Below are 26,803 nucleotides of genomic sequence, written 5' to 3'. Positions count from 1 at the left end.
TCCGTACTACGACTCGGGGAGGGCTCGTCCCCCCGGAGGACGAGAGGGGCCGGGCCCGTTCCTTAGCCTGGCTTTACACCGCTGGGGAGCGGCCGGGGCGCACGGGGGTCGCGTCGGCCGCACCGGAGGGGGTGGGGTTTTCCCCAGCGGAAGACGGGTCCCGGCACCAGCGCGCCGGACCAGGCGCCGGCACCAGACTGACCGGCGTACTCATCACACCGATCGGCCATACCGATCGGCCATACCGATCGGCCACACCGATCAGCTCACTCGAACGCACTGTCGTTCACTGACCGACAAAAGGGGATCAACCATGACATCGGCCGTGACCATTCCCAGGCACGGGGGTACTGGAGGGCGTACGGCCGTTGCCGCGCGGGCTCGGCAGGTCGTGAAGGCGTACGGGGCGGGGGAGACCCGGGTCGTCGCCCTCGACCACGTCGACGTGGACATCGCCCGCGGCCAGTTCACCGCCATCATGGGCCCCTCGGGGTCCGGCAAGTCCACGCTGATGCACTGCCTCGCCGGGCTCGACATTGTGACCAGCGGTCAGATCTTCCTCGACGAGACCGAGATCACCGGCCTGAAGGACAAGAAGCTCACCCAGCTGCGCCGCGACCGCATCGGGTTCATCTTCCAGGCGTTCAACCTGCTGCCCACGCTGAACGCGCTCGAGAACATCACGCTGCCCATGGACATCGCCGGCCGCAAGCCGGACAAGGCGTGGCTGGACCGGGTGGTCGAGACCGTGGGGCTGGCCGGACGGCTCAAGCACCGGCCCAGCCAGCTCTCCGGCGGCCAGCAGCAGCGCGTCGCCGTGGCCCGTGCCCTGGCCGCCCGCCCCGAGATCATCTTCGGTGACGAGCCCACCGGAAACCTGGACTCCCGCGCGGGCGCCGAGGTGCTGGGATTCCTGCGCCGGTCCGTGGACGAGCTCGGCCAGACCATCGTCATGGTCACGCACGACCCGGTTGCCGCCTCGTACGCCGACCGCGTGCTGTACCTGGCCGACGGCCGCATCGTCGACGAGATGTTCAAACCGACCGCGGACACCGTCCTGGACCGGATGAAGGACTTCGACGCCCGGGGGCGCACCTCATGACCGTCCTGAAGACCTCGCTGCGCAACTTCTTCGCGCACAAGGGACGCATGGCCCTGTCCGCCGTCGCGGTCCTGCTGTCGGTGGCGTTCGTGTGCGGCACGCTCGTGTTCACCGACACGATGAACACGACGTTCGACAAGCTGTTCGCGGTGACGGCGTCCGACGTGACCGTCTCGCCGAAGGCCGCGAAGAACGACGAGACCCCGCAGAGCGGGGTGCCCGAGTCGCTGCCGGCCTCCCTGCTGGACCAGGCCCGCCGCGCCGAGGGCGTCAAGTCGGTGGAGGGCGCGGTCAGTTCCGGCAACGTGACCGTCGTCAACGGCGACAACGAGAACATGGGCTCCTCGACGGGTGCCCCGACGATCGCCGGCAACTGGACGAGGAACGACCTGCGGTCGATGGACATCACCTCCGGGCACGCCCCGCGCGGCCCGGCCGAGATGATGGTCGACGCCGACACCGCCGACAAGCACCACCTCAAGCTGGGCGACGAACTGCGCACGATCGCGCAGACGGGCGACCTGAAGGCGCGGATCGTCGGTATCGCCACCTTCAAGGTGACCAACCCCGGCGCCGCGATCGTCTGGTTCGACACCACCACCGCGCAGCGCGAACTGCTCGGCGCGACCGGCCGCTTCACGCACCTCGACATCACCGCCGCGTCGGGGGTGTCGGACGAGCAGCTGAAGCGGAACGTCACGCGGACGCTTGCCGGGGCCGGGTCCTTCACGGTCCAGACCGCCAAGGAGAACGCCGACGAGAACCGCAAGAACGTCGGTCAGTTCATGAACGTCATCAGGTACGCCATGCTCGGCTTCGCCGGGATCGCGTTCCTGGTCGGCATCTTCCTGATCATCAACACCTTCTCCATGCTGGTCGCCCAGCGCACCCGGGAGATCGGCCTGATGCGGGCGATCGGCTCCTCCCGCCGGCAGGTCAACCGGTCCGTGCTGGTCGAGGCGCTGCTGCTGGGTGTCCTGGGGTCGGTGCTGGGCGTGGGCGCGGGCGTCGGCATCGCGGTCGGCCTGATGAAGCTGATGGGCTCGATGGGCATGGACCTGTCGACCCGGGACCTGACGATCAAGGCGACCACACCGGTGGCCGGCCTCGTCCTGGGCGTCGTCGTCACCGTCGTGGCCGCCTACCTGCCGGCCCGCCGCGCCGGCAAGGTCTCCCCGATGGCCGCCCTGCGGGACGCCGGCACGCCGGCCGACGGCAAGGCGGGCCGGGTGCGCGCCCTGATCGGCCTCGTCCTCACCGGCGCCGGTGCCGCCGCCCTGTACGCGGCGGCGAGCGCCAAGAAGGCGAGCGACGGCTCGCTGGTCCTGGGCGTCGGCGTGGTCCTCACCCTGATCGGCTTCGTGGTCATCGGCCCGCTGCTGGCGGGCGGGGTGGTCCGGGTGATCAGCGCGGTGCTGCTGCGGCTCTTCGGCCCGGTGGGCCGCATGGCCGAGCGCAACGCCCTGCGCAACCCGCGCCGTACCGGCGCCACCGGCGCGGCGCTGATGATCGGGCTCGCACTGGTCGCCTGCCTCTCGGTGGTCGGCTCCTCGATGGTGGCCTCGGCGACCAGCGAGCTGGACAAGTCCGTCGGTGCCGACTTCATCCTCCAGGGCAACCAGCGGATCGTGCCGCAGGCCGAGAAGGCCATGCAGAACACGCCCGGCCTTGCCCACGTCACCCGCTACAAGGTGCTCGACGCCACCCTGACCTCCCCGGACGGCAAGGCCGACGACACCGGCGTCACGGCCGCGGACCCGTCGTACGCCGACGACCTGCGGCGTACGACCACGGAGGGCACGCTGTCCGCCGCCTACGGCGACGACGCCATGTCGGTCGGTTCCGACTACGCCAAGAAGCACGGCGTGCACGTCGGCGACACCGTCACCGTCGCCTTCAAGGGCGGCCGGACCGCGAAGCTCAAGGTCGCGGCCATCACCAACGACGACACGGCCATCGACCAGGGCGCGCGCTACATGAGCATCGCTACCATGCAGAAGTACGTCCCGAAGGACCGGATCCCGCCGAACCAGATCATGTTCGCCAAGGCCGAGGACGGCCGGGAGAAGCAGGCGTACGCGGCCCTGAAGCAGTCGATGAAGCCGTACCCGCAGTACCAGGTGCGCGACCAGACCGACTACAAGAAGGAGCTGAAGGACCAGGTCGGCCAGCTGCTCAACATGGTGTACGGCCTGCTCGCCCTCGCGATCATCGTCGCGGTCCTGGGCGTGGTGAACACGCTGGCCCTGTCGGTGGTGGAGCGGACGCGGGAGATCGGTCTGCTGCGGGCGATCGGCCTCTCCCGTCGCCAGCTGCGCCGCATGATCCGCCTGGAGTCGGTGGTGATCGCTCTCTTCGGCGCCCTGCTGGGGCTCGGCCTGGGCATGGGCTGGGGCGCGACCGCCCAGAAGCTCCTCGCCCTCAAGGGACTCAACGTGCTGCAGATCCCCTGGGGCACGATCACCGGCGTCTTCATCGCCTCGGCCTTCGTGGGCCTGTTCGCGGCCCTGATCCCGGCGTTCCGGGCGGGCCGGATGAACGTACTGAACGCGATCGCGACCGAGTAACCCGGGAGACGGGGGTCACGAGGACGGGCCGGGTCCGGTGGGGTGCCACCGGGTCCGGCCCACTTTCACGCCCTGCGGCCGAGGTGAAGGACCATGACCGTGACAGTGCTGTCGGTGATCTCGTATATGACTCGATACCGGCCCACGCGCATGCGGCGCAGGTTCCGTGAGCCGTACTCCGCGGTGTCCGGTGGGCGGGGGTCGGACGCCGGACGGTCGGTCGCGTCGAAAGGTCCCGCGCCGCCGCCACTCCCGGCCGGGGTCATCCACAGCCCCCACAGTCCCGCCCCCGGCGTCGTACGCTGGACAACCCCGGCCCCAGAAAATCTCGTGGCCGGGTGTTCGTGTTGCCCACGCCCGGGACGGGATGCCCCCTCATGAGCCTGCACGGTCTGCTCGACGCCGTCGTCAAGGACGCCGCACTCGCGGAAGCGGTCAAGGCCGCGACCGACGGCAACCGCACGCACGTCGACCTCGTCGGCCCCCCGGCGGCGCGCCCCTTCACCGTGGCCGCCCTGGCCCGGGACGCGGGCAGGCCCGTCCTCGCCGTGACCGCGACCGGCCGCGAGGCCGAGGACCTCGCCGCCGCGCTGCGCTCCCTGCTGCCGCCCGACGGCGTCGTGGAGTACCCGTCCTGGGAGACTCTCCCGCACGAGCGCCTCAGCCCCCGCAGCGACACCGTCGGCCGCCGCCTCGCCGTCCTCAGGAGGCTCGCCCACCCGAGCCCCGACGACCCCGAGACCGGCCCGGTCTCCGTCGTCGTCGCCCCCGTGCGCTCGGTGCTCCAGCCCCAGGTCAAGGGCCTCGGGGATCTGGAGCCGGTGTCCCTGAGAACCGGCGAGCAGGCCGACCTGAACGACGTCGTGGACGCCCTCGCCGCCGCCGCGTACTCCCGTGTGGAGCTGGTGGAGAAGCGCGGCGAGTTCGCCGTGCGCGGCGGCATCCTGGACGTCTTCCCGCCCACCGAGGAACACCCCCTGCGCATCGAGTTCTGGGGCGACGACGTCGAGGAGATCCGCTACTTCAAGGTCGCCGACCAGCGCTCCCTGGAGGTCGCCGAGCACGGCCTGTGGGCGCCGCCCTGCCGCGAACTGCTGCTCACCGACGACGTACGGCAGCGCGCCGCCGCCCTCGCCGAGGACCACCCCGAGCTCGGCGAACTGCTCGGCAAGATCGCCGAGGGCATCGCCGTCGAGGGCATGGAGTCCCTGGCCCCGGTCCTCGTCGACGACATGGAGCTGCTGCTCGACGTCATGCCCGCCGGTGCCATGGCCGTCGTGTGCGACCCGGAGCGGGTGCGCACGCGCGCCGCGGACCTGGTGGCGACCAGCCAGGAGTTCCTGCAGGCGTCCTGGGCGGCGACGGCCGGATCGTGGCGCGCGGGCGAAGCCCGCTCGGTTGAGGGTGGTGGCGGGCGACGGGCGGGAGGCGAGGCGCCCATCGACGTGGGCGCCGCCTCCCTGTGGTCCCTCGCCGACGTCCGGGACCGGGCCCGCGAGCTGGGCATGCTGTGGTGGTCGGTGTCGCCGTTCGCCGCCGACGCCGACCTGGACGCAGACACCCTCACGCTCGGCATGCACGCCCCGGAGACCTACCGCGGCGACACCGCGAAGGCGCTCGCCGACACCAAGGGCTGGCTCGCCGACGGCTGGCGCACCGTGTTCGTCACGGAGGCCCACGGTCCGGCGTCCCGCACGGTCGAGGTGCTGGGCAACGAGGGCATCGCGGCCCGCCTCGACGCCGACCTCGGGGCGCTGTCCCCGTCGGTCGTGCACGTGGCGTGCGGCTCGATCGAGTACGGATTCGTGGACCCGGCCCTCAAGCTGGCCGTGCTCACCGAGACCGACCTGTCCGGCCAGCGGGCGGCCGGCCGCGACGGCGCCCGGATGCCGGCCCGCCGCCGCAAGACGATCGACCCGCTGACCCTGGAGGCGGGCGACTACATCGTCCACGAGCAGCACGGCGTGGGCCGCTACATCGAGATGGTGCAGCGCACGGTCCAGGGCGCCACCCGTGAGTACCTGGTGGTGGAGTACGCCCCGGCCAAGCGCGGCCAGCCCGGTGACCGCCTCTACATCCCGACCGACCAGCTGGAGCAGATCACCAAGTACGTCGGCGGCGAGGCCCCGACGCTGCACCGCCTGGGCGGCGCGGACTGGACGAAGACCAAGGCGCGCGCGAAGAAGGCGGTCAAGGAGATCGCCGCCGATCTCATCAAGCTGTACTCCGCGCGCATGGCGGCCCCGGGCCACGCCTTCGGCGCGGACACGCCGTGGCAGCGCGAGCTGGAGGACGCGTTCCCGTACGCGGAGACCCCGGACCAGCTGACCACGATCGCCGAGGTCAAGGAGGACATGGAGAAGTCGGTCCCGATGGACCGCCTGATCTGCGGTGATGTCGGCTACGGCAAGACGGAGATCGCGGTCCGGGCCGCGTTCAAGGCGGTCCAGGACGGCAAGCAGGTCGCCGTCCTGGTACCGACGACCCTGCTGGTGCAGCAGCACTTCGGAACGTTCAGCGACCGCTACTCCCAGTTCCCGGTGAACGTGCGGGCCCTGTCCCGTTTCCAGACGGACACCGAGGCCAAGGCGGTCCTGGAGGGCCTGCGTGACGGCTCGGTGGACATCGTCATCGGCACCCACCGGCTCTTCTCCTCGGAGACCAAGTTCAAGGACCTGGGCCTGGTCATCGTCGACGAGGAGCAGCGCTTCGGCGTCGAGCACAAGGAGCAGCTGAAGAAGCTGCGTGCCAACGTCGACGTGCTCACCATGTCCGCGACCCCCATCCCCCGGACCCTGGAGATGGCGGTGACGGGCATCCGCGAGATGTCCACGATCACCACCCCGCCGGAGGAGCGGCACCCGGTCCTCACCTTCGTCGGGCCGTACGAGGAGAAGCAGATCGGTGCCGCGATCCGCCGTGAGCTGCTGCGCGAGGGCCAGGTCTTCTACATCCACAACCGGGTGGAGTCCATCGACCGGGCGGCGGCGCGGCTGCGCGAGATCGTCCCCGAGGCGCGGATCGCCACAGCCCACGGCCAGATGTCGGAGCAGGCACTGGAGCAGGTCGTCGTCGACTTCTGGGAGAAGAAGTTCGACGTGCTGGTCTCCACGACGATCGTCGAGTCGGGTATCGACATCTCCAACGCCAACACGCTGATCGTGGAGCGCGGCGACACCTTCGGCCTGTCCCAGCTGCACCAGCTGCGCGGGCGCGTCGGCCGTGGCCGCGAGCGCGGCTACGCCTACTTCCTGTACCCGCCGGAGAAGCCGCTCACGGAGACCGCCCACGAGCGGCTGGCGACCATCGCCCAGCACACGGAGATGGGCGCGGGCATGTACGTGGCGATGAAGGACCTGGAGATCCGGGGCGCCGGAAACCTGCTGGGCGGCGAACAGTCCGGCCACATCGCGGGCGTCGGCTTCGACCTGTACGTGCGGATGGTCGGCGAGGCGGTCGCGGACTACCGGCGCCAGCTGGAGACCGGGGAGATCGAGGAGGAGGCGGCACCGCTCGAGGTCAAGATCGAACTGCCCGTCGACGCCCATGTCCCGCACGACTACGCGCCCGGCGAGCGGCTGCGCCTGCAGGCCTACCGCGCGATCGCCGCGGTGAACTCCGAGGAGGACATCAAGTCCGTCCGCGAGGAACTCGTCGACCGCTACGGCAAGCTGCCCGAGCCGGTCGAGAACCTGCTGCTGGTGGCGGGCCTGCGCATGCTCGCCCGCGCCTGCGGTGTCGGCGAGATCGTCCTGCAGGGCACCAACATCCGCTTCGCCCCGGTGGAGCTGAGGGAGTCCCAGGAACTGCGGCTCAAGCGCCTGTACCCGGGCAGCATCGTCAAGCCGGCCGTCCACCAGGTCCTGGTCCCCCGCCCCAAGACGGCGAAGGTCGGCGGAAAGCCGCTGGTCGGGCGGGAGTTGCTGGGCTGGGTCGGGGAGTTCCTGACGTCCATCCTCGGCTCATAGGACGCGCCGAAGGGCTCAGGCCACCGGGCGGAGCCGGCCGCCGGTGGCCTGCCTCAGCGCGGCGTCGTCCCGGTCCCCGCCGGTCATGCGGGCTCAGGAGGGCCGTTGCTGACGTCGTCTCACCACCGGGTGATCGGGGACACGCCGGGCGCGCAACTGTTGCCCCCTTGTGCGTGGTGTGGGCATGACTGAACCGCGGCTACCGTGAGACCCGGGAGAGCGTGTCCCGCGGAGGCGGCACGTTCGAGGAAGGGGCGTCACGTGAAGCGTCTGAGGGGTGGGATCGCCGCCGTCGCCGTGGTTCTGGTCACCGTGAGCGGCTGCAGGACGGAGACCGGCGGGGCCGGCGGGCCGGAGCGGACAGGGACCCCGGGTTCCGCTGTCCCGACCGCCGGAAACGGCCGGGCTGTGAACCCGCTGGACAACCCCGACGGGACGAAGCCCGGGCTGGCAGCGATCACTTCCGGCGCGGACGAGGCGAAGGCGCGGTCGCTGATCGAGAAGGTGGCGACGAAAGGGCGCGGCCCCAAGACGGGGTACGACCGGGACGAGTTCGGCTATGCCTGGACGGACGCGGCCCCGGGCGGCATCCCCTTCGCGCACAACGGGTGCGACTCGCGGAACGACCTGTTGAAACGCGACGGAGAGGGGGTCCGCTTCCGGGCGGGCTCCAACTGCGTGGTCACGTCGATGACCCTGCACGACCCGTACACCGGGAAGACGATCGAATGGACCAAGTCCCATGCGGCGACGGTCCAGATCGACCACGTCATGCCGCTGTCGTACGACTGGCAGATGGGCGCCTCCCGCTGGACGAAGGGCAAGCGGGAGGACATCGCCAACGACCCGCTCAACCTCATCCCGGTGGACGGACCGACCAACGGCGCCAAAGGCGACTCCGGCCCGGCGACCTGGCTGCCCCCGAACAAGCAGATCCGCTGCGCCTACTCGGTGCGCTTCGCCCAGGTGTCGCTGAAGTACGACCTTCCCGTGACGGTCGCCGACAAGCAGATGATGCTCAGGCAGTGCGGCGGCTGATGGCGGCGGAGCCGGCCGCCACCAACCACCACCGTGCCGAAGCCGCCTGATCCGGCGTCCTCAGCGCGTCACCGGCAATCCCGCCACGAACCGCGGCCCGTCCGACCGGTGCTGCACCGGGAATGTGATCTTCAGGCCCTTGTCCTGGCCGGCCAGCGTCAGGTGCGTGACGTACTGCAGGCCCAGGAACGCCTTCTTCGAGCCGCCCGCCGACACGTACGGCCGCGGCAGGTTCATCAGCAGCTTGCCCGGCTTGCCGCCGCGGTTGCCGTCGAAGAACAGCAGGCGCTGGTCGGTCAGGACTATGTACAGGGGGCGCGGTGTGACCGTCGCCATCACCGTGCCCGCGCTCAGCACGCCCACCACGGCCGCCGTGAGTGCCTGCTTGCGGACCGACACCGAGCCGACGCCCGCCAGGGTCGTCATCTCCACCTGCTCACCCGGCAGAAGCAACGGGGTGGCGGCTTCCAGCAGTTGTCGGGTGCGGCGGGCGTTGAGGGCCATGGGGACTCCGGGAGAGTGAGTGGACGGCAGGAGAGCGGCCAAGGCCCGGTCATGTTTCTGTCCGGCCCGGGTCGCGCATCCCCGGCGAATCCCGTTGTCACCGCCCTCGCATAATATCCGCCGCATGTCGCTCCCCTCCGCTCCTTCCCCACCCCCCGACTTCGAGGTCGCCTCCGCCTTCCCCGAGGCCGCCTGGCTGCGGCAGGTCGCCGCCGCGTGGGACTGGGCGGCCATACGTCAGTACGTGTACGGGCTGCCGCAGGGCACGGACCGCAGCTTCGCCGTCGGGGTGCTGTCCGAGGTGAAGGGTGTCGAGGACTGGATGCGCGACCTGCTCGCCGCCACGCCCGACGACGTGCTCGCGCTCACCGTCCTCGGCAACCGCGAGGTGCGCATCGGCTGGGAGATCCGGACCGACGCGCCCGCCAAGCAGGTCAGCCGGGAGCAGTTCGCCGGGCTGCACGCGCACCTGAGGCAGGCCGAGCAGCATCTGCTCCGGGCCACCGCCCTCGACCCGTCGTTCGACGCGGCCTGGGCCTCACGGCTCACCACCGCCATGGGGCTGCAGCTCGGTCAGAACGAGGCGCGGCGTCGGTACGACCGGCTGACCGCACACCACCCGCACCACCTCACCGCGCAGGGCCGGCTGCTGCAGCAGCTGTGCCCCAAGTGGGGCGGGAGCTGGGACGCGGCCCACGGTTTCGCCCGGGAGTGTCTCGTCAACGCCCCCCAGGGGGCCATGAACGGCGGGATGGTGGCCGAGGCGCACATGGAGCACTGGCTCGACCTGACGGGCAAGGAGCGCGAGGACTACCTGCGCCAGGACGCCGTGCGCGCCGAACTCGTCGAAGCCGCCGAGCGGTCCGTGCTCCACCCGCACTTCCACCGCGGCTACGGCTGGGTCATCGTCGCGGGCTACTTCGCCGCCCTGTTCTCCCTCATGGGGGACCTGCCCCGGGCCGCCGCCTGCTTCCGCGTCCTCGGCAACCTGGCCTCGAAGTCCCCGTGGTCCTACCTGGGCCGCGACGCCGCCGCGGCCTACGTCAAACACCGCGACGCCGCCCTTCCCAGAGGGTGACCCGGATGACCCCGACGAACACGCCGAACAGAGGCACCAGATGAACCCCCAGGCCGCCATCCACCCCACCGAGGTCGACGGCATACCCACCCTCTTCGCGTACGCCACCGGGCCGATGCGCGCCGGACTCGTCTTCCGCGTCGGTGTCGCCGACGAGACGCTCGCCCGGACCGGCGTCACGCACCTGGTGGAGCACCTCGCCCTGCACCGCCAGGGCCTGGCCGACTACCACTTCAACGGTGCGACCAAGGCGGCCTTCACCCACTTCCACGTGGAGGGCGCCGAGCACGAAGTCGTCGCCTACCTGCAGGGCGTCTGTGCCTCCCTCACCGACCTGCCCATGGAGCGCCTGGAGACCGAGAAGGAGATCCTGCGCACCGAGGAGTCCCGGCGCGATGTCGGCCAGCTGCCGCTGTGGCGGTACGGCGCCCAGGGATACGGCCTGGTCAGCTACCCGGAGTGGGGCGTGCGGAGCCTGCGCCCGGACGACGTACGGGAGTGGGTGCACACCTGGTTCACGCAGGGCAACGCCACGCTGTGGATCGCCGGTGAGCGGCTGCCGGCCGGGCTCACGCTCAAGCTGCCCGCCGGCCCGCGGCGCCCCCTGCCCGCCGTCACCTCCGCGCTGCCCACCGCTCCTGCCTACTTCTCCGACGGCAAGGGCGGTGTCCTGCTGGACGCCGTCGTCACCGACACCACCGCGGCCCGGGTGTACGCGGGTGTCCTCGAGCGGGAACTGTCCCGCGCTCTGCGGCAGGAGGGCGGCTACTCCTACACGGCGGCCACCGACTACGCCTCACGCCGCGACGGCTTCGCCCTCGTCACCGCCTTCGCGGACGCCCTGCCCGCCAAGCAGGACGCGGTGCTCGGCGGCTTCGTCGACGTCCTCGCCGGGCTCCAGGTGGGCCGGATCGCGCAGGGCGACCTGGAGGCGGTGCGCACCCGGGCCGACGGGGCGCTGACCATGCCCGAGGCGGCCGTACGCAGGCTGCCGGGGGCGGCGGAGGACCTGCTCGTCGGGCGGCCGGTGCGCAGTCTCGACGAACTGCGCTCCGAGCTGTGGGCGGTGACGCCGGAGCAGTTGCACGCGGTGGCCCTGGAGGCGGCGGGGTCAGCCCTGATGCAGGTGCCCGCCGGGCACAGCGCGGACTGGGCCGGGTACACCGCGGCCCCCACGCGCTCGTCGTACGCGGTGACCGGGCGGCGGTTCGCGTCGGTGGGCGGGGACGGTTCGGGGCTGGTGGTCGGGGACGAGGGCGTCAGCATGACCGTGCGCGCGCAGGACGGGACGGAGAACGCGGCCACTGTGGCCTACCGCGCCTGCGCGGCGATGCTGAGCTGGCCCGACGGCGGCCGTCAGCTCATCGGGACCGACGGCCTGGTCGTGGAGGTGGAGCCTGGACTGTACGGCGTCGACGCGCACACCATGGCGACCATCGACGCCGCCGTGCCGCGGTCCGCGGTGGTGTGGCTGCCGCCGCGCCAGCAGCAGCCGAAGGCGCGACCGGCCACGGGATCCCAGGGGAACGGCGCGGCCCGGGCAACCCCCGGGAACGGTGAGCAGCGGCCCGCGCCCGCCCGGCGCACCGGGCTGCAGACGGCGGCGGTGATCGTTTTCGGCCTCCTCGCCGGCCTCTTCGCCTTCCTGGCCCTCGCGGTCACGGTCTTCGGCCGCGACCCGCAGACCAGCACCGGGGAGTGGCTCGGCATCGCGGGCTTCATGTGGGGCGTCACCGCCCTGCTGGCCTGGCCCGCCGTACGGATCCTGCGGCGGACGCGGAGGGTGTGAGGCGTAGGGGACGCTTCCCGTACGGGTGTGCGGCGCCGGGCTACCGCATGTACGGGTTCCGCTGCAGCGGTTGCGGTTGCGGCGCGGGCATCGCCCCGTACATCCCCACCGGCTTCGGCGTCGGCCTGTCGAACAGGGCGAACAGCAGCATGCCCGTCGCCGTCAGCAGGCTCACCATCACGACCACGCCGAGGATGGGGTCACCCGCCCCCTCGCCCTCGGTCGCCGCCCACGGCAGGGTCACGCACTCGTAGAGCATGAACGACCCGAAGGCGCCCCAGTCCGACGGCCGCCTGCGGCGGATCGCCACGTACAGGAAGGGCGCCCACACCAGCAGGCCCAGCGATCCCCACACCAGGATCGACCAGGCGATCCGCTGGAACCCGCCGGCCTCCAGTCGTCTTTCCATCCGAACCCCCTCAACGCGGCACATCCCCGACCCCTGGGCTCTCCGCCGCAGGACGCGGGGAGCGCACGGGGGCAAGGCTAGAGCAGTGGGCCCGGAGCGGTCGGGCCGGGAGCAGCGGGCGGTGCCGTTACCCGGAACTGCTGGTTTTGCCGTTCCCTGAGGGAATCTTGTGGCGATGGAGGGAATCCGTTTTCCAAGCGGAAGGACGCCGTCGGTTACGGTGCGATCCGCTTCGGACGCTCAAGTCCCGTGTGCCTACGTACGTTTGCCTGCAGATCCTGACAGATCCGTACAGACGTCGCCGTGCCGGACCCGCGTCGTTCCAGGGGCTTCGGACAAGACTTTCCGGCGGACGCCGCACGCGTCCGCCTGGCGTGAATTGGGGTGGGGATGGCCGGCCATCGGCAGTCCAAGAAGTTCAGGTACATCACGTGGTCGGTGGCCGGTGCCGCCGTCGTCGCCGGTGCCGGGATCGCGGCGCAGACGTCGATGGCGGCCACGACCTGGCCCGCCCAGAAGACGTACACCGGACACGCCTTCGACACCTGCACCGCGCCCTCCGCGGCTGCGATGAAGGCATGGAACACCGGCTTCTACGGGGCGGCCGCCGTCTACGTCGGAGGCAGGAACCGCGGGTGCAGCCAGCCCAACCTCACCGCGTCCTGGGTGAAGTCCGTCAGCTCGATGGGCTGGAAACTCATCCCGATCTACGTCGGCGCCCAGCCGCCCTGCCAGAGCGGCTCCAACCCGGAGAAGCTCACCGCCACCACCGCCGCCACCCTGGGGACGAGCGACGCGAACGACGCGGTGGCCAAGGCGTCCGCGCTGGGCATGCAGGCCGGCAGCCCCATCTACCTCGACATGGAGCCGTACGACATCACCAACACGTCGTGCAACAACGCCGTGCTGACGTACGTCCGCGCCTTCGACAAGGAACTGCGCGCCAAGGTCTACCGCGCCGGGTACTACGGCTTCAGCAGCTCCAGCGCCAAGGCCATCGCCACCGCGAGCAACAAGACCGACCTGCCGGGCAACCTCTGGTACGCGCTGTGGGACAAGCAGTACACGACGACCACGGACTGGCCGTGGGGCTCCACCCAGTACACCAACCACAGCCGCGCCCACCAGTACATGGTGAACAGCAAGGAGACGCGGAACGGTTACACGATCACCGTGGATCGTGACGCCTGGGACGCGCCCGTCGCCATCACCGGCTGAACCGGCGGCCGAACCGCGACACGAGGGGGCGGTGGACGAAGGCCGTCGCCGTGGCGGCCCTCGGCCCTCGTGGCCCGGGCCGTCGGCCTCACGGGGGCTCGTACACGGGTGGGCGGTGCCCGAAGTGGTGGTGAATCGTTGGTCGAATGGGTTGGCCGGAGCCGGTCCGCTCCTTACCATCGATCACCGCAAGACCTTGTGCACCGTCGCACAAACCCCCTTGGGAGGTCACCTTGCACCGCCGTCGCCCCGCGATCGCCCTCAGTGCCGCCCTGGTCGCGGCCCCTCTCCTCACCGCGTGCGGCGGCACCCCGCACCCCGGCGCCGCGGCCGTCGTCGGAGGTGAGCGGATCACGGTCGCGCAGCTGGAGAGCCGGGTGGACGAGGTGCGCGCGGCCCAGCGCGCCGCCGCCACGGACGACGCCCAGTACGAGCAGGCGGTCGCCCGGACCGGCGGCCTCACCCGCGACACGCTGCACAGCCTGGTCCTGGACCGGGTCCTGGACCGCGCCGCCGGGAACGCGGGCGTGAGCGTCACCCCCAGGGACGTCGCACAGATGCGGGCGAACCTCCAGGCGCAGGCGGGCGGCGCGAAGGAGCTGCAGACCGTGTGGCTGCAGCAGTACGGGGTGGCCCCCCAGCGCCTCGACGACAGTCTCCGCACGGAGGTCGAGGCGCAGAAGCTGGCCGCCGCGCTCGGTGCCGACATGAACACGACCGACGGCAAGGCCGCGTTCTGGAAGGCGATGTCGCAGGCGTCCCGGGAACTCCACGTCGACGTGAACCCGCGCTACGGCACCTGGGACGTGCAGAAGAGCAGCCGGGTGGACGCGAAGACACCGTGGGTCAAGGAGGTCACGGCGGCGGCTGCGCAGCAGACGGCGTAGACGGGCGGTACGGGGACGGGCGTGGGTGCTGCGCCCGGCTGCCTGGTCTGCCCGTTCTGCCTGTGGACAACCCCGGGGCGATGGTCCGTGCCTGTGGACAACTCCGGGGGCCGTCCGTGGCGTGCGTTACGTTCGGAGGGTGAACGCAACCAGCTTCGAAGCGGTTCCGGGACCGGAGGCGACCGACGAGCCCGGCCGGATCGTCCTGCTCACCACCAGCCATCGGGTCGCGCCGGGTCTCCTGTCCTGGCCCGCCTGGCAGGCGCTGCACGCCGCCGACCGGGTCCTGTGCGCGGACGGCGCGCACCCGCAGCTGCCCTACCTGCGCGAGGCGGGCATAGCGGTCGAAGAGGCCGCCCCGAGCGCGCAGGAGCTGGTCGACGCCTGCGCCGGCGGGCGCACGGTGGTCGTCGTCGCCACGGGTGAGGGCGAGCCCGCGCTGACGGACGGCCTCGCGCGCCTCGCCGGATCCGGCCGAGCCCGCATGCCGGAGCTGGAGCTGCTGCCCGCGTCGTACGACCTCCCGGGCGCCCGTCTCCTGGACCTGGTGCAGGTCATGGACCGCATCCGCGCCGAGTGCCCCTGGTCGTCCCGGCAGACCCACCTGGGCCTGGCCAAGTACGGCATCGAGGAGGCGTACGAACTGGTCGAGGCCATCGAGGCGGGCGACCGTGAGGAGCTGCGGGAGGAGCTCGGCGACGTCCTGCTCCAGGTCGTCTTCCACGCCCGGATAGCCGAGGAGCACCCGGACGCGCCGTTCTCCATCGACGACGTGGCGGGCGGCATCGTCGCCAAGCTGATCCACCGCCACCCGCACGTGTTCGGCGACGAGACCGCGACGACACCGGAGGAGGTCAAGGAGCACTGGCTGCGGACCAAGGCGGTCGAGAAGCGGCGCACCTCGGTGACGGAGGGCATCCCGCTGGGCCAGCCGGGCCTCGCCCTGGCCGCGAAGCTGCACTCCCGCGTCCGCACGGCGGGCCTGGACGTCCCGCTCCCGCAGGGCGACGGCATCGGTTACGAGCTGCTGGCGCTGGCCGCGCGCGCGGAGGCGGAGGGCGTGGACCCGGAGGCGGCCCTGCGCGCGGCGGCACGCGCGTACCGGGACGCGATCCGGGAGGTGGAGAGCGGGGGCTCCAAGCAGTGAACGGCCAGACCGCCTCCCCGGCCCCCGAACTGTTCACCTGGGAGTTCGCCGCCGACCCCTACCCCGCCTACGCCTGGCTGCGTGAGCACGCCCCCGTGCACCGGACGAGGCTGCCGAGCGGTGTGGAGGCCTGGCTGGTCACCCGGTACGCGGACGCCAAGCAGGCCCTCGCCGACCCGCGGCTGAGCAAGAACCCGGCGCATCACGACGAGCCCGCGCACGCCAAGGGCAAGACCGGCATTCCCGGCGAGCGCAAGGCCGAGCTGATGACGCATCTGCTCAACATCGACCCGCCGGACCACACCCGGCTGCGCCGACTCGTCTCCAAGGCCTTCACGCCCCGGCGTGTCGCCGAGTTCGCGCCGCGGGTTCAGGAACTCACCGACCAGCTCATCGACCGGTTCGCGGACAGGGGAGAGGCCGACCTCATCCACGAGTTCGCCTTCCCGCTCCCCATCTACGCCATCTGCGACATGCTCGGCGTCCCACGCGAGGACCAGGACGACTTCCGGGACTGGGCCGGGATGATGATCCGGCATGGCGGAGGGCCCCGGGGCGGCGTCGCGCGGTCGGTGAAGAAGATGCGCGGGTACCTCGCCGACCTCATCCACCGCAAGCGCGAGGCGCTGGCCGCCGAGCCGGGCCGGGGCGAGGACCTCATCTCCGGGCTCATCCGGGCCTCCGACCACGGCGAGCACCTCACCGAGAACGAGGCCGCCGCGATGGCCTTCATCCTGCTCTTCGCCGGGTTCGAGACCACCGTCAACCTCATCGGGAACGGCACGTTCGCACTCCTCGGGCACCCCGAGCAGCGGGCCCGTCTGCAGCGGTCGCTCGCCGCCGGGGAACGTGGCCTGCTCGAGACCGGCGTGGAGGAGCTGCTGCGCTACGACGGACCGGTGGAGCTGGCCACGTGGCGGTTCGCCACGCGTCCGCTGACCATCGGCGGGCAGGACATCGCCCCCGGCGATCCCGTCCTGGTGGTCCTGGCCGCCGCGGACCGGGACCCGGCGCGGTTCGCCGACCCGGACGTCCTCGACCTCGCCCGCCGCGACAACCAGCACCTCGGGTACGGGCACGGCATCCACTACTGCCTGGGCGCGCCCCTGGCCCGCCTGGAGGGACAGACGGCGCTCGCCACGCTCCTGACCCGCCTGCCGGACCTGCGGCTCGCGGTCGACCCGTCCGATGTGCGCCGGCGCGGCGGACTCATCATGCGGGGCCTGCGCACGCTGCCCGTGACGTTCACACCGGTTGCGGAGAAAGGTCACGAACCTCCGGCCGATGTCCGGACATGACACGGTGAACCCGCTGACGATCGCAAGAAGGTGACAGAACCTCACCTCTGTGATCTTCACGTGATCTACGCTGCATTAACTTGTGACAAGCGATCTCCTGCCGATACGTTCACGCAGCAACGCGGCGGTTCGTACTGCCACGGCTGCCGCGTCGGTCGATGCTGTCGTGTGAAAGGCAACCGCATGCTCTCCGGGAACGGTCGTCACCGTCGCCCCCGTCAGGCTCCGGCTCTCCTCGTCGCGGCAGGGGTGACCGGATCAGCGATCGCGATCCCGCTGCTCGGCGCCACCGGCGCGAGCGCGGCCACCGGCACCACCTGGGACCAGGTCGCGGAGTGCGTCAGCGGCGGCTCATGGAGCGCGGACACCGGCAACGGCCGTTACGGCGGGCTGCAGTTGACGCAGGACGACTGGGACAAGTACGGCGGTCTCGACTATGCCCCGACCCCCGACCAGGCGAGCCGCTCACAGCAGATCGCCGTGGCCGAGAAGGTCCTCGCGGCCCGGGGTGTCGGGGTCTGGGGCACCTGCGGCCTGCTGAACGGTCTGAGCAAGGACTCCGGCTCCGCGGACGTCGACACGGGTGTCGCCGGGGACTCGTCGTCCGGCGGATCGTCCTCCGACTCGGGTCTCGACTCGGGTCTCGACTCCGGCCTCGACTCCGGTCTCGACTCGGGCCTGTCCGACTCGTCCGGATCCTCTGCGTCGACCACCCCGTCGCCTTCTTCGTCCTCTTCATCCCCTTCGCCGTCCTCGTCCGGGTCGTCGACCGCCGACACCACTCAGGGCGCGCAGGGGTCCGGCAGTGCGCCCGCGGCCACCACGAAGAACGACGAGTCGGACAACTCGGCACAGAACGGTGCCTCGTCCGGGGCGAGTTCGACCGAGGGCTCAGGTGCCGGTCGTCATCGCGGGGGCAGCGCCGAGGAGGGCGCCGCGGGCGGTCGTACCGAAGACGCGTCCGGCCGCCATGCCTCACGCGGCACCGACGGCGCGCGTGACGCCGTCGACGGCTCGTACACCGTCCGCCCCGGGGACAATCTGTCGTCCATCGCCGACTCCCTTGACCTCAACGGCGGATGGGCGGCGCTGTACGAGGCGAACAAGAAGACGGTCGGTGCCGACCCGAACCTCATCCTCCCCGGTCAGAGCCTTGCGCTCAGCACCGACCCGGTCGGCGGCTCATCCTGAACTGCCCCTTCCGTTGCGGAAGTTCACGACCTACTTCGCGCCGAATGTCCTGTTTGGTGAAAGTGAGATATGGGTCTCATAAGCCCTGATCGTCTTTGAAATTCCGGCGATCGACTGCTTACGGTCGTGATCGCTCGCCACAGCGAGCCCCTGCGGTCGCAACGCCGAATCCTGCCAGCGGCCGTACGGGAACAGTCGTCGCGTCAAGCGCCGTAGGCAGGAGCGGGGGACCCAAGGTAGGCGCCGCGTCCGGGAGTTGACCGGAAGCGGCTCGGGGTGAAGCCGTGTCCCGCAAGGGGCGCGGCCGGGCAACTCAACCGGCCCGAACCCGACAGCTCACCTCGCAGGCGTCGGTGAGGGGAACGAACCATGCTGTGTTCCGGCAACGGCAAGCACCGCCGCCCGTCCAAGGCCACCCGTGCCATCGCGCTCGCCGGTGTCGCCGGCGCTGCCATCGCCGGCCCGCTCCTCGCGGCCGGGAACGCCTCCGCGGCCACCGCCGCCCAGTGGGACGCCGTCGCCCAGTGCGAGTCCGGTGGCAACTGGCACATCAACACCGGCAACGGCTTCTACGGCGGTCTGCAGTTCACGAACTCCACCTGGGCCGCCTACGGCGGCACCGCCTACGCCTCCCGCGCCGACCTGGCCACCAAGGACCAGCAGATAGCCATCGCCGAGAAGGTCCTCGCGGGCCAGGGCAAGGGCGCCTGGCCGGTGTGCGGCAAGGGCCTGACCGGCGCCGCGTACAACGGCTCCGCGGCCACCGGCTCGTCGAGCGGCGCGAAGAGCACCAGCCCGAAGAGCGCCACCACCCGCTCGACCGAGCAGCAGGCGGCCAACCGCTCCGCGCAGCGCCCGGCTCCGAAGAAGACCGTCACCACCCCGACCGGTACGAAGGTCAAGAAGGGCGACGGCGAGTACAAGGTGGTCAAGGGCGACACCCTCAGCTCGATCGCTGCGAGCCACCACGTCCGGGGCGGCTGGAAGAAGCTGTTCGAGCTGAACAAGGACATCGTCCAGGACGCCAACCTGATCTACCCGGGCCAGCAGCTGCACCTGAAGTGACAGCCACGCGGTAGCCGGGCCACGGGCCCCTCCCAGGCGTGACCCCCACCATGGGGGTCCGTGCGGGCCCGTCCCCCGTCCCCACGGCCCCCCGCTCCGGCGCGTTTTCCCCCGTACGCACCGGAGCGGGGCTTTTGCTGTCCGGCCGCGCGGATTTCACCGCACCTTTCACGCATCCTTTGTTCCGTTGAGGAACAATGTGGAGCGTCACCCTGTCCACGGGACGGTCGGTAGGCCGGCCGACAGCCCGGGGCGGTTAGGCTCTAGTCGCAAGGCACAGCCGTAAGGCAGACAGCCCCGCACTTCCAGCGTCACATCCAAGAAGGAGATGCTCGTGCCGTCCATCGACGTCGTCGTAGCCCGGGAAATCCTGGACTCCCGAGGCAACCCCACGGTCGAGGTCGAGGTCGGCCTCGACGACGGCAGCACGGGTCGTGCCGCCGTCCCGTCCGGCGCCTCCACCGGCGCCTTCGAGGCCATCGAGCTCCGCGACGGTGACCCCAACCGCTACCAGGGCAAGGGTGTCGAGAAGGCCGTCCTCGCCGTCATCGAGCAGATCGGCCCGGAGCTGGTCGGCTACGACGCCACCGAGCAGCGCCTGATCGACCAGGCGATGATGGACCTGGACGCCACCGACAACAAGGGCTCCCTCGGCGCCAACGCCATCCTCGGCGTCTCCCTCGCCGTCGCCCACGCCGCCTCCGAGGCCAGCGACCTGCCCCTGTTCCGCTACCTGGGCGGCCCGAACGCGCACCTGCTGCCGGTGCCGATGATGAACATCCTGAACGGCGGCTCGCACGCCGACTCCAACGTGGACATCCAGGAGTTCATGATCGCCCCGATCGGCGCGGAGTCCTTCTCCGAGGCCCTGCGCTGGGGCACCGAGGTCTACCACACGCTGAAGAAGGTCCTGAAGAGCAAGGGCCTGTCCACCGGCCTCGGCGACGAGGGCGGCTTCGCCCCGAACCTCGGCTCCAACCGTGAGGCCCTCGACCTCATCCTGGAGGCCATCAAGGAGGCCGGTTACGCCCCCGGCCAGCAGATCGCCCTCGCCCTCGACGTCGCCGCCTCCGAGTTCTACAAGGACGGCAAGTACCTCTTCGAGGGCAAGGAGCGCTCCGCCGCCGAGATGACGGAGTACTACGAGGAGCTCGTCGCGGCCTACCCGCTCGTCTCCATCGAGGACCCGCTGTTCGAGGACGACTGGGCCGGCTGGAAGGTCATCACCGACAAGCTCGGCGACAAGGTCCAGCTGGTCGGCGACGACCTGTTCGTCACCAACCCCGAGCGCCTGGCCCGCGGCATCGAGGAGGGCGCGGCCAACGCCCTGCTGGTCAAGGTCAACCAGATCGGTTCGCTGACCGAGACCCTGGACGCCGTCGAGCTGGCCCAGCGCAACGGCTTCAAGTGCATGATGTCCCACCGCTCCGGCGAGACCGAGGACGTCACCATCGCCGACCTGGCCGTCGCCACCAACTGCGGCCAGATCAAGACCGGCGCCCCGGCCCGCTCCGAGCGCGTCGCGAAGTACAACCAGCTGCTGCGCATCGAGGAGATCCTCGACGACGCCGCGGTGTACGCCGGCCGCTCGGCCTTCCCGCGCTTCAAGGGCTGAGGCAAGACCGGACACAGGCCGGAGCAAGGCGCTGGGACAAGCCCTGAGCAAGGCTTGGCCGGTCGTACGTACGTCCCCGTACTCGGTCCCGTACCGTGTGCGGGGACGTACGCGCGTGTGAAGGGGAGGCGGGAGACATGGCCGGGAAGGACCGCGACCGGTTCTCCACCGCGACCAGGCTCAGGCTGCTCGGGGAGCAGACGGCCGCCCGGGTCTACCGCTCCCAGACTCGACGCCAGGCCCGCCGCTCCCGGCTCACCGGCCGGGCCGCCCTCCTCGCCCTCGTCCTGTGCTCACTGGTCGTCGCGCTCGCCTACCCGATGCGGCAGTACGTCTCCCAGCGCGGCGAGATCGCCGACCTGGAGCGGCAGCAGGAGCAGGCCCGCAAGCGCGTCGAACAGCTGCGTGACCTGAAGGCGCGCTGGCAGGACGACGCCTACGCGAAGCAGCAGATCCGGCAGCGGCTGCACTATGTGATGCCGGGGGAGACCGGCTACATCATGATCGACCCGGACGCGGTCAAGCAGTCGCGCGCGGACCGGACGACGGCCGTACGCCCCTGGTACGCCGGCCTCTGGGACGGGGTGGACAGGGCGGACAGGGCGGACGGTCCGGCCGGACCGGTGACCGCTCCGCAGCCCTGACGCACCCATACGCACTCCCGACGTCCTCGTCCCGCGCCATGACGCACCCATGAGAAAGACAGCCTGAAAGAGAGCCATGGAAACCCCTCCGCCGCCCACCCCGCGCACCGAGCCGACGGACGCGGACGTCGAGGCCGTCAAGCAGCAGCTCGGGCGCCCCCCGCGCGGGCTGCGCGCGATCGCGCACCGGTGCCCCTGCGGGCAGCCGGACGTCGTGGAGACGGCACCGCGGCTCCCCGACGGCACCCCGTTCCCGACGACGTACTACCTGACGTGCCCGAAGGCCGCCTCCGCGATCGGCACGCTGGAGGCCGACGGCGTCATGAAGGAGATGACCGAGCGCCTGGCCTCGGATCCGGAACTGGCCGCCGCCTACCGCGCCGCGCACGAGGACTACATCGCTCGCCGCGACGCCATCGAGGTCCTGGAGGGCTTCCCCAGCGCGGGTGGCATGCCGGACCGGGTGAAGTGCCTGCACGTGCTCGTGGCGCACTCCCTGGCCGCCGGCCCGGGCGTCAACCCGCTCGGCGACGAGGCGATCGCGATGCTGCCGGAGTGGTGGCGCAAGGGGTCGTGTGTGGAGGTCGAGGTTTCCGAGGAGGACACCAAGTGACACGGGTCGCCGCCATCGACTGCGGTACGAACTCCATCCGGCTCCTGGTCGCGGACGCGGACCCGGATGCCGGCGAACTGGTCGACCTGGACCGGCGGATGACCATCGTCCGGCTGGGGCAGGGCGTGGACCGCACCGGACGCCTGGCGCCCGAGGCGCTGGAGCGCACGTTCGCCGCCTGCCGGGAGTACGCCGAGGTCATCAAGAAACACGGTGCCGAGCGGATCCGCTTCGTCGCCACGTCCGCCTCCCGGGACGCGGAGAACCGGGACGAGTTCGTGCGGGGGGTGGTGGACATCCTGGGTGTCGAACCGGAGGTCATCTCCGGCGACCAGGAGGCCGAGTTCTCCTTCACGGGGGCGACCCGGGAGCTGATGGGCCGCACGGACCTGGCCACGCCGTTCCTGGTGGTGGACATCGGCGGCGGCTCGACGGAGTTCGTCGTCGGTGACGGCCAGGTGCGCGGCGCGCGGTCCGTGGACATCGGCTGCGTCCGTATGACCGAGCGGCACCTCGTGCGGGACGGGGTGGTCACCGACCCGCCGACCGAGGAGCAGATCGCGGCCATACGGTCCGACATCGAGGCCGCGCTGGACCTGGCGGAGCAGACGGTGCCGCTGCGGGAGGCACACACGCTGGTGGGGCTCGCGGGGTCGGTCACCACGGTCTCGGCGATCGCCCAGGACCTCCCGGAGTACGACTCGACGCGGATCCACCACTCCCGGATCTCACGGGACCGGGTACGGGAGATCACAACTGAGCTGCTCCACTCCACGCACGCCGAGCGCGCGGCGATCCCGTCGATGCACCCGGGGCGCGTGGACGTCATCGGCGCGGGCGCCCTGGTCCTGCTGGCGATCATGGAACGGATCGACGCGACGGAGGTCGTGGTCAGCGAACACGACATCCTGGACGGCATCGGATGGTCCCTGGCCTGACCGCCCACAGGTCGCGGTGCACGTCCCGCCGGTCGCCCACCTTGACCACGAGGACGACGCGCTGACCGGCGTGGATCTGGTGGGCGCCCCTGTGGCTTCCGCCCCTGAGCCGGTGGAGCCCGGACGGGCCGGTGAGCTTCTTGACGTCGGAGTCCTGGCGGTACGGGTCGTCATCGAGGGCGGTCAGCGCCGTACGAGGGCCCCAGGGGCGGGACGGGGGGCGGCGGGGGTGAAAACCCGGGACCTCAGCACCCCGGGCCGCCCGACGTCCACCCGGGCCCGGGCCGCCCGACGTCCCAGCCGCACGCGGCGCCGCGTGCACCCCGACTCCTGCTCGCAGCCACCACCCTGACAGCCGCTCACCCGTCCTCGTACCGAGATTTTTCTACCTGCCAGTAGCCTCGCCTGAGCAGGTTGGGTAACGTATGAGCACGGTCTCCAGGGGCTTCCCGACCCGCGACCGACAGGCCGCCGAAAAACTTCGTGAAGTTCTTCACAAGAGAAGCGCCCCTGCTGGGCGCCGTTTCGCGGCCATGGGGCCGTCCGTGTGGCACATGGGGTCTTTGAGGCTGCTCGCGCAAGCGGATCGGGGCGTGTCCCGAGGGGGTGGGAGAGGCTCTGTCCGGAGCCCCGGTGCGGTGCCTCGGGTGCCGGAAGGGCAGCTCACGCGGCCTTGACAACGGACAGTTCCCCCGGGGGCGTGCCGCCCGGCATCATGAGCTGCGTCACGTGGGCGGCGGAGTGTAGCAGATACCCTGCCCAAGCTTGTGAAGGGGCGCACGAGCGACCCCCCTGGGGCGGGTGGATACTCGATGGCATGAGCACCACGGAGCGTCCCAGGATCCTCGTAGTAGGCGGTGGGTACGTAGGCCTGTACGCAGCTCGTCGCATTCTGAAGAAGATGCGCTACGGCGAGGCGACCGTCACGGTCGTCGACCCCCGCTCGTACATGACCTACCAGCCCTTCCTCCCCGAAGCCGCCGCCGGCAGCATCTCCCCCCGGCACGTCGTCGTCCCGCTGCGACGCGTGCTGCCGAAGGCGGAGGTCCTCACCGGCCGGGTCACCACCATCGACCAGGACCGCAAGGTCGCAACCGTCGCCCCGCTGGTCGGCGAGGCGTACGAGCTGCCCTTCGACTACCTGGTGATCGCGCTCGGCGCGGTCTCCCGCACCTTCCCGATCCCCGGCCTCGCCGAGCAGGGCATCGGTATGAAGGGCATCGAGGAGTCCATCGGCCTGCGCAACCACGTTCTCGAGCAGCTCGACAAGGCCGACTCCACGACCAACGAGGAGATCCGCCGCAAGGCGCTCACCTTCGTCTTCATCGGCGGCGGCTTCGCCGGTGCCGAGACCATCGGCGAGGTCGAGGACATGGCCCGGGACGCGGCCAAGTACTACAAGAACGTGTCCCGCGAGGACATGCGCTTCATCCTCGTCGACGCCGCCGACAAGATCCTCCCCGAGGTCGGTCCCAAGCTCGGCCAGTACGGCAAGGAGCACCTCGAGGGCCGCGGTGTCGAGGTCTACCTGTCCACCTCCATGGAGTCCTGCGTCGACGGCCACGTGGTGCTCAAGAACGGCCTCGAGGTCGACTCCAACACCATCGTGTGGACCGCCGGCGTCAAGCCGAACCCGGCGCTGGCCCGCTACGGCCTGCCGCTCGGCCCGCGCGGTCACGTCGACTGCGAGCCCACGCTCCAGGTCAAGGGCACCGACTACATCTGGGCCGCCGGCGACAACGCCCAGGTGCCCGACCTCGCCGCCCGCAAGGCCGGTGTGGAGAACGCCTGGTGCCCGCCGAACGCCCAGCACGCGCTGCGCCAGGCCAAGGTCCTCGGCGACAACGTGGTCTCCGGTATGCGGGGCTTCCCGCAGAAGGAGTACAGCCACGCCAACAAGGGCGCGGTCGCGGGCCTCGGCCTGCACAAGGGCGTCGCGATGATCGTCATGGGCAAGATGAAGATCAAGCTCAAGGGTCGCCTCGCCTGGTACATGCACCGCGGCTACCACGGTCTGGCCATGCCGACCTGGAACCGGAAGATCCGTGTCTTCGCGGACTGGACGCTCGGCATGTTCCTCAAGCGCGAGGTCGTCTCGCTCGGCGCGATCGAGTCTCCGCGCGAGGAGTTCTACGAGGCCGCCAAGCCGGCTCCGGTCGCCGCCGTGAGCAAGCCGGAGGAGAAGGCCAAGGCCTCCTGACCTCAGGTCAGGGACCAACGCCCGAAGGGGCCGCCCGCCATCCGTGGTGCGGGCGGCCCCTTCGGCGTACCCGGACCCTGCACCCTTTCCCGGGTGCGCAGGCATTTTGCACAGCCGTAACGCCAACGGGGGACTGCGGCCGGGCCCCACAGATGTTTACGTGGTGTTGGACATTCCGGGATCCCCCGTCACGGAGGTGTGCACCATGGCCGACGCCGCGTCGCGGCTGAAGAGCCTCGTCGAACAGCTGTTGGGAGCCCCGCTTCCGGTGCGCATCCGCGCCTGGGACGGTTCCGAGGCCGGGCCCCCGGGCGCTCCCGCCCTCGTCGTGCGCAACCGCCACGCCCTGCGCCGCATGCTGTGGAAGCCGGGCGAACTGGGCCTCGCCCGCGCCTGGGTCGCCGGGGACCTCGGCATCGACGGCGACCTGTACACCGCCCTGGACCTCATGGCCGGCCTGATCTGGGAGCGCGGGGAGGACGCCCGCACCCTCGTCCAGGCGCTCGGCGACCCGGAGGTCCGCGCCGCCGTCCGGGGACTGGTGAAGCTGGCCGGTCCCTTCCCGCCGCCCCCGCCGCCCCGCGAGGAGATCCGCCGGGTCCGCGGCCACCTGCACACCCGGCGCACCGACAAACGCGCCATCAGCCACCACTACGACGTCGGCAACGACTTCTACGAGATCGTCCTCGGCCCGTCCATGGTCTACTCGTGCGCCTACTGGTCCTCGCCGGACGGCACGCTTGAGGACGCCCAGCGCGACAAGCTGGAACTGGTCTGCCGCAAGCTCGACCTGAAGCCGGGTCAGCGCCTCCTCGACGTCGGTTGCGGCTGGGGGTCCATGGCGATCCACGCCGCCCGCGAGCACGGCGTGAGCGTCGTCGGCGTCACCCTCTCCCAGGAGCAGGCCGCCTACGCCCGCAAGCGGGTCGCCGACGAGGGTCTCACCGACCGGGTCGAGATCCGGGTGCAGGACTACCGCGACGTCACCGACGGCCCGTACGACGCCATCTCCTCCATCGGCATGGCGGAACACGTCGGCGCCGAGAGATACCTGGAGTACGCCCGCGTCCTGTACGCCCTGCTCAAGCCCGGCGGGCGGCTGCTCAACCACCAGATCGGGCGTCGCCCCCAGCAGGACGAGACCGCCTACTCCGTCGACGCGTTCATCGACGCCTACGTCTTCCCCGACGGCGAACTGGCGCCCATCGGCACCACGGTGACCCAGCTGGAGCGCGCCGGGTTCGAGGTCCGCGACGTGGAGTCGCTGCGCGAGCACTACGGCCTCACCCTGCGCCGCTGGGTCGCCAACCTCGAGGCCGGGTGGACGCGGGCGCAGGACCTCACCAGCCCCGGACGGGCCCGGGTCTGGCGCCTGTACATGGCCGCCTCCGCCCTCGCCTTCGAACGCAACCGCATCGGCGTCAACCAGGTCCTCGCGGTACGCACACCGGACTCGGGCGCGTCCGGGATGCCGCTCAGGGCCCGCACCTGGGGTGCCTGATCCTCATACGGACAGGACGACGAAGGGGTCC

21 protein-coding genes, 1 pseudogene and 1 riboswitch are annotated in these 26,803 nt (G+C 71.0%); of the genes and pseudogenes, 18 read left to right on the top strand and 4 right to left on the bottom strand.

The features are described 5' to 3' along the window. The first annotated feature begins 313 nt into the window (after nucleotides 1-313). Both ACFYZJ_RS33155 and ACFYZJ_RS33150 read left to right on the top strand, forming a co-directional pair. A complete protein-coding gene (locus ACFYZJ_RS33155; protein ID WP_388574265.1) occupies nucleotides 314-1,102 on the top strand; it encodes an ABC transporter ATP-binding protein in 789 nt (262 codons plus the stop codon). After that, the gene (locus ACFYZJ_RS33150; protein WP_388574262.1) at nucleotides 1,099-3,669 is read left to right on the top strand and encodes an ABC transporter permease; all 2,571 of its coding nucleotides are present in this window, start codon (nucleotides 1,099-1,101) and stop codon (nucleotides 3,667-3,669) included. Before ACFYZJ_RS33155 ends, ACFYZJ_RS33150 begins: the two co-directional genes overlap by 4 nt. Nucleotides 3,670-3,734: 65 nt before the next feature. Here the strand turns inward: ACFYZJ_RS33150 and ACFYZJ_RS33145 are convergent, their stop codons facing one another. Beyond that, on the bottom strand, nucleotides 3,735-3,935 hold the full coding sequence (locus tag ACFYZJ_RS33145) for a type II toxin-antitoxin system RelE/ParE family toxin (RefSeq protein WP_388574259.1): 201 nt from the start codon (nucleotides 3,933-3,935) through the stop codon (nucleotides 3,735-3,737). A gap of 111 nt (nucleotides 3,936-4,046) precedes the next feature. Here ACFYZJ_RS33145 and mfd point away from each other — a divergent pair, with 111 nt between their 5' ends. Both mfd and ACFYZJ_RS33135 read left to right on the top strand, forming a co-directional pair. After that, nucleotides 4,047-7,637 (top strand): transcription-repair coupling factor, encoded by a 3,591-nt coding sequence (mfd, locus tag ACFYZJ_RS33140; protein WP_388574257.1) that lies wholly within the window; start codon nucleotides 4,047-4,049, stop codon nucleotides 7,635-7,637. Nucleotides 7,638-7,898: 261 nt separating this feature from the next. Next, the gene (locus ACFYZJ_RS33135; RefSeq protein WP_388574254.1) at nucleotides 7,899-8,675 is read left to right on the top strand and encodes an HNH endonuclease family protein; all 777 of its coding nucleotides are present in this window, start codon (nucleotides 7,899-7,901) and stop codon (nucleotides 8,673-8,675) included. Nucleotides 8,676-8,735: 60 nt separating this feature from the next. Here ACFYZJ_RS33135 and ACFYZJ_RS33130 read toward each other — a convergent pair whose 3' ends face one another. Continuing rightward, on the bottom strand, nucleotides 8,736-9,179 hold the full coding sequence (locus ACFYZJ_RS33130) for a hypothetical protein (RefSeq protein ID WP_388574251.1): 444 nt from the start codon (nucleotides 9,177-9,179) through the stop codon (nucleotides 8,736-8,738). A 124-nt stretch (nucleotides 9,180-9,303) separates the two neighbouring features. Here ACFYZJ_RS33130 and ACFYZJ_RS33125 point away from each other — a divergent pair, with 124 nt between their 5' ends. Both ACFYZJ_RS33125 and ACFYZJ_RS33120 read left to right on the top strand, forming a co-directional pair. Next, nucleotides 9,304-10,257: a hypothetical protein gene (locus tag ACFYZJ_RS33125; RefSeq protein ID WP_388574248.1), complete on the top strand. Its 954-nt coding sequence runs from the start codon at nucleotides 9,304-9,306 to the stop codon at nucleotides 10,255-10,257. Between the two features lie 40 nt (nucleotides 10,258-10,297). Next, nucleotides 10,298-12,046 carry a M16 family metallopeptidase gene (locus tag ACFYZJ_RS33120; protein WP_388574245.1) on the top strand — a complete coding sequence of 583 codons (1,749 nt, stop codon included), beginning with the start codon at nucleotides 10,298-10,300 and terminating at the stop codon, nucleotides 12,044-12,046. A gap of 40 nt (nucleotides 12,047-12,086) precedes the next feature. Here ACFYZJ_RS33120 and ACFYZJ_RS33115 read toward each other — a convergent pair whose 3' ends face one another. Further along, entirely contained in the window at nucleotides 12,087-12,455 is a 369-nt protein-coding gene (locus tag ACFYZJ_RS33115) for a hypothetical protein (RefSeq protein ID WP_388574243.1), read from the bottom strand. Nucleotides 12,456-12,845: 390 nt separating this feature from the next. Between ACFYZJ_RS33115 and ACFYZJ_RS33110 the strand changes: the two genes are divergently transcribed. From ACFYZJ_RS33110 to ACFYZJ_RS33065, 10 genes are all read left to right on the top strand, one after another. Beyond that, nucleotides 12,846-13,673, top strand: a complete 828-nt coding sequence (locus ACFYZJ_RS33110) for a glycoside hydrolase domain-containing protein (protein WP_388574240.1) — start codon at nucleotides 12,846-12,848, stop codon at nucleotides 13,671-13,673. A 233-nt stretch (nucleotides 13,674-13,906) separates the two neighbouring features. Next, on the top strand, nucleotides 13,907-14,560 hold the full coding sequence (locus ACFYZJ_RS33105) for a SurA N-terminal domain-containing protein (RefSeq protein ID WP_388574237.1): 654 nt from the start codon (nucleotides 13,907-13,909) through the stop codon (nucleotides 14,558-14,560). A gap of 139 nt (nucleotides 14,561-14,699) precedes the next feature. Next, complete coding sequence (locus ACFYZJ_RS33100; protein ID WP_388574235.1) at nucleotides 14,700-15,707, top strand: nucleoside triphosphate pyrophosphohydrolase; 1,008 nt, start codon at nucleotides 14,700-14,702, stop codon at nucleotides 15,705-15,707. After that, complete coding sequence (locus tag ACFYZJ_RS33095; protein WP_388574232.1) at nucleotides 15,704-17,005, top strand: cytochrome P450; 1,302 nt, start codon at nucleotides 15,704-15,706, stop codon at nucleotides 17,003-17,005. The genes ACFYZJ_RS33100 and ACFYZJ_RS33095 overlap by 4 nt, the downstream gene beginning before the upstream one ends. A 183-nt stretch (nucleotides 17,006-17,188) precedes the next feature. After that, the gene (locus ACFYZJ_RS33090) at nucleotides 17,189-18,196 is read left to right on the top strand and encodes a transglycosylase family protein (RefSeq protein ID WP_388574229.1); all 1,008 of its coding nucleotides are present in this window, start codon (nucleotides 17,189-17,191) and stop codon (nucleotides 18,194-18,196) included. A 198-nt stretch (nucleotides 18,197-18,394) separates the two neighbouring features. Next, a riboswitch (cyclic di-AMP (ydaO/yuaA leader) is annotated at nucleotides 18,395-18,561 on the top strand. A gap of 4 nt (nucleotides 18,562-18,565) precedes the next feature. After that, nucleotides 18,566-19,261, top strand: coding sequence for a transglycosylase family protein (locus ACFYZJ_RS33085; RefSeq protein ID WP_388574226.1), 696 nt, complete (start codon nucleotides 18,566-18,568; stop codon nucleotides 19,259-19,261). A 328-nt stretch (nucleotides 19,262-19,589) separates the two neighbouring features. Further along, complete coding sequence (eno, locus tag ACFYZJ_RS33080; protein ID WP_388574223.1) at nucleotides 19,590-20,876, top strand: phosphopyruvate hydratase; 1,287 nt, start codon at nucleotides 19,590-19,592, stop codon at nucleotides 20,874-20,876. A 137-nt stretch (nucleotides 20,877-21,013) separates the two neighbouring features. Next, nucleotides 21,014-21,520, top strand: a complete 507-nt coding sequence (locus ACFYZJ_RS33075) for a septum formation initiator family protein (RefSeq protein WP_388574220.1) — start codon at nucleotides 21,014-21,016, stop codon at nucleotides 21,518-21,520. Nucleotides 21,521-21,596: 76 nt separating this feature from the next. Continuing rightward, entirely contained in the window at nucleotides 21,597-22,133 is a 537-nt protein-coding gene (locus ACFYZJ_RS33070; RefSeq protein WP_388574217.1) for a DUF501 domain-containing protein, read from the top strand. Further along, nucleotides 22,130-23,071, top strand: a complete 942-nt coding sequence (locus ACFYZJ_RS33065) for an exopolyphosphatase (protein WP_388574214.1) — start codon at nucleotides 22,130-22,132, stop codon at nucleotides 23,069-23,071. The genes ACFYZJ_RS33070 and ACFYZJ_RS33065 overlap by 4 nt, the downstream gene beginning before the upstream one ends. Here ACFYZJ_RS33065 and ACFYZJ_RS33060 read toward each other — a convergent pair. After that, nucleotides 23,025-23,264 (bottom strand): annotated as a pseudogene (locus ACFYZJ_RS33060) (type II toxin-antitoxin system RelE/ParE family toxin); the annotation flags it as partial. The gene ACFYZJ_RS33065 and the pseudogene ACFYZJ_RS33060 sit on opposite strands and share 47 nt — an antisense overlap. A gap of 624 nt (nucleotides 23,265-23,888) precedes the next feature. Here ACFYZJ_RS33060 and ACFYZJ_RS33055 point away from each other — a divergent pair. After that, nucleotides 23,889-25,271, top strand: a complete 1,383-nt coding sequence (locus tag ACFYZJ_RS33055; RefSeq protein ID WP_388574212.1) for an NAD(P)/FAD-dependent oxidoreductase — start codon at nucleotides 23,889-23,891, stop codon at nucleotides 25,269-25,271. A 205-nt stretch (nucleotides 25,272-25,476) separates the two neighbouring features. Continuing rightward, nucleotides 25,477-26,772: a class I SAM-dependent methyltransferase gene (locus ACFYZJ_RS33050; protein ID WP_388574209.1), complete on the top strand. Its 1,296-nt coding sequence runs from the start codon at nucleotides 25,477-25,479 to the stop codon at nucleotides 26,770-26,772. Nucleotides 26,773-26,803 lie beyond the last annotated feature (31 nt).

It is taken from the genome of Streptomyces sp. NPDC001848 (assembly GCF_042891915.1).
Lineage (GTDB): Bacteria > Actinomycetota > Actinomycetes > Streptomycetales > Streptomycetaceae > Streptomyces.
Note: the sequence above shows the minus strand (reverse complement) of the source record. Positions and strands in the feature narration are given on the sequence as shown.

What these genes read in the sequence shown, in the direction of transcription:
- ACFYZJ_RS33155 (WP_388574265.1), top strand. Translation starts at nt 314, where the DNA reads ATGACATCGGCCGTGACCATTCCCAGGCACGGGGGTACTGGAGGGCGT.
- ACFYZJ_RS33150 (WP_388574262.1), top strand. Translation starts at nt 1,099, where the DNA reads ATGACCGTCCTGAAGACCTCGCTGCGCAACTTCTTCGCGCACAAGGGA.
- ACFYZJ_RS33145 (WP_388574259.1), bottom strand. Translation starts at nt 3,935, where the DNA reads ATGACCCCGGCCGGGAGTGGCGGCGGCGCGGGACCTTTCGACGCGACC.
- mfd (WP_388574257.1), top strand. Translation starts at nt 4,047, where the DNA reads ATGAGCCTGCACGGTCTGCTCGACGCCGTCGTCAAGGACGCCGCACTC.
- ACFYZJ_RS33130 (WP_388574251.1), bottom strand. Translation starts at nt 9,179, where the DNA reads ATGGCCCTCAACGCCCGCCGCACCCGACAACTGCTGGAAGCCGCCACC.
- ACFYZJ_RS33125 (WP_388574248.1), top strand. Translation starts at nt 9,304, where the DNA reads ATGTCGCTCCCCTCCGCTCCTTCCCCACCCCCCGACTTCGAGGTCGCC.
- ACFYZJ_RS33120 (WP_388574245.1), top strand. Translation starts at nt 10,298, where the DNA reads ATGAACCCCCAGGCCGCCATCCACCCCACCGAGGTCGACGGCATACCC.
- ACFYZJ_RS33115 (WP_388574243.1), bottom strand. Translation starts at nt 12,455, where the DNA reads ATGGAAAGACGACTGGAGGCCGGCGGGTTCCAGCGGATCGCCTGGTCG.
- ACFYZJ_RS33110 (WP_388574240.1), top strand. Translation starts at nt 12,846, where the DNA reads ATGGCCGGCCATCGGCAGTCCAAGAAGTTCAGGTACATCACGTGGTCG.
- ACFYZJ_RS33090 (WP_388574229.1), top strand. Translation starts at nt 17,189, where the DNA reads ATGCTCTCCGGGAACGGTCGTCACCGTCGCCCCCGTCAGGCTCCGGCT.
- ACFYZJ_RS33085 (WP_388574226.1), top strand. Translation starts at nt 18,566, where the DNA reads ATGCTGTGTTCCGGCAACGGCAAGCACCGCCGCCCGTCCAAGGCCACC.
- eno (WP_388574223.1), top strand. Translation starts at nt 19,590, where the DNA reads ATGCTCGTGCCGTCCATCGACGTCGTCGTAGCCCGGGAAATCCTGGAC.
- ACFYZJ_RS33075 (WP_388574220.1), top strand. Translation starts at nt 21,014, where the DNA reads ATGGCCGGGAAGGACCGCGACCGGTTCTCCACCGCGACCAGGCTCAGG.
- ACFYZJ_RS33070 (WP_388574217.1), top strand. Translation starts at nt 21,597, where the DNA reads ATGGAAACCCCTCCGCCGCCCACCCCGCGCACCGAGCCGACGGACGCG.
- ACFYZJ_RS33055 (WP_388574212.1), top strand. Translation starts at nt 23,889, where the DNA reads ATGAGCACCACGGAGCGTCCCAGGATCCTCGTAGTAGGCGGTGGGTAC.
- ACFYZJ_RS33050 (WP_388574209.1), top strand. Translation starts at nt 25,477, where the DNA reads ATGGCCGACGCCGCGTCGCGGCTGAAGAGCCTCGTCGAACAGCTGTTG.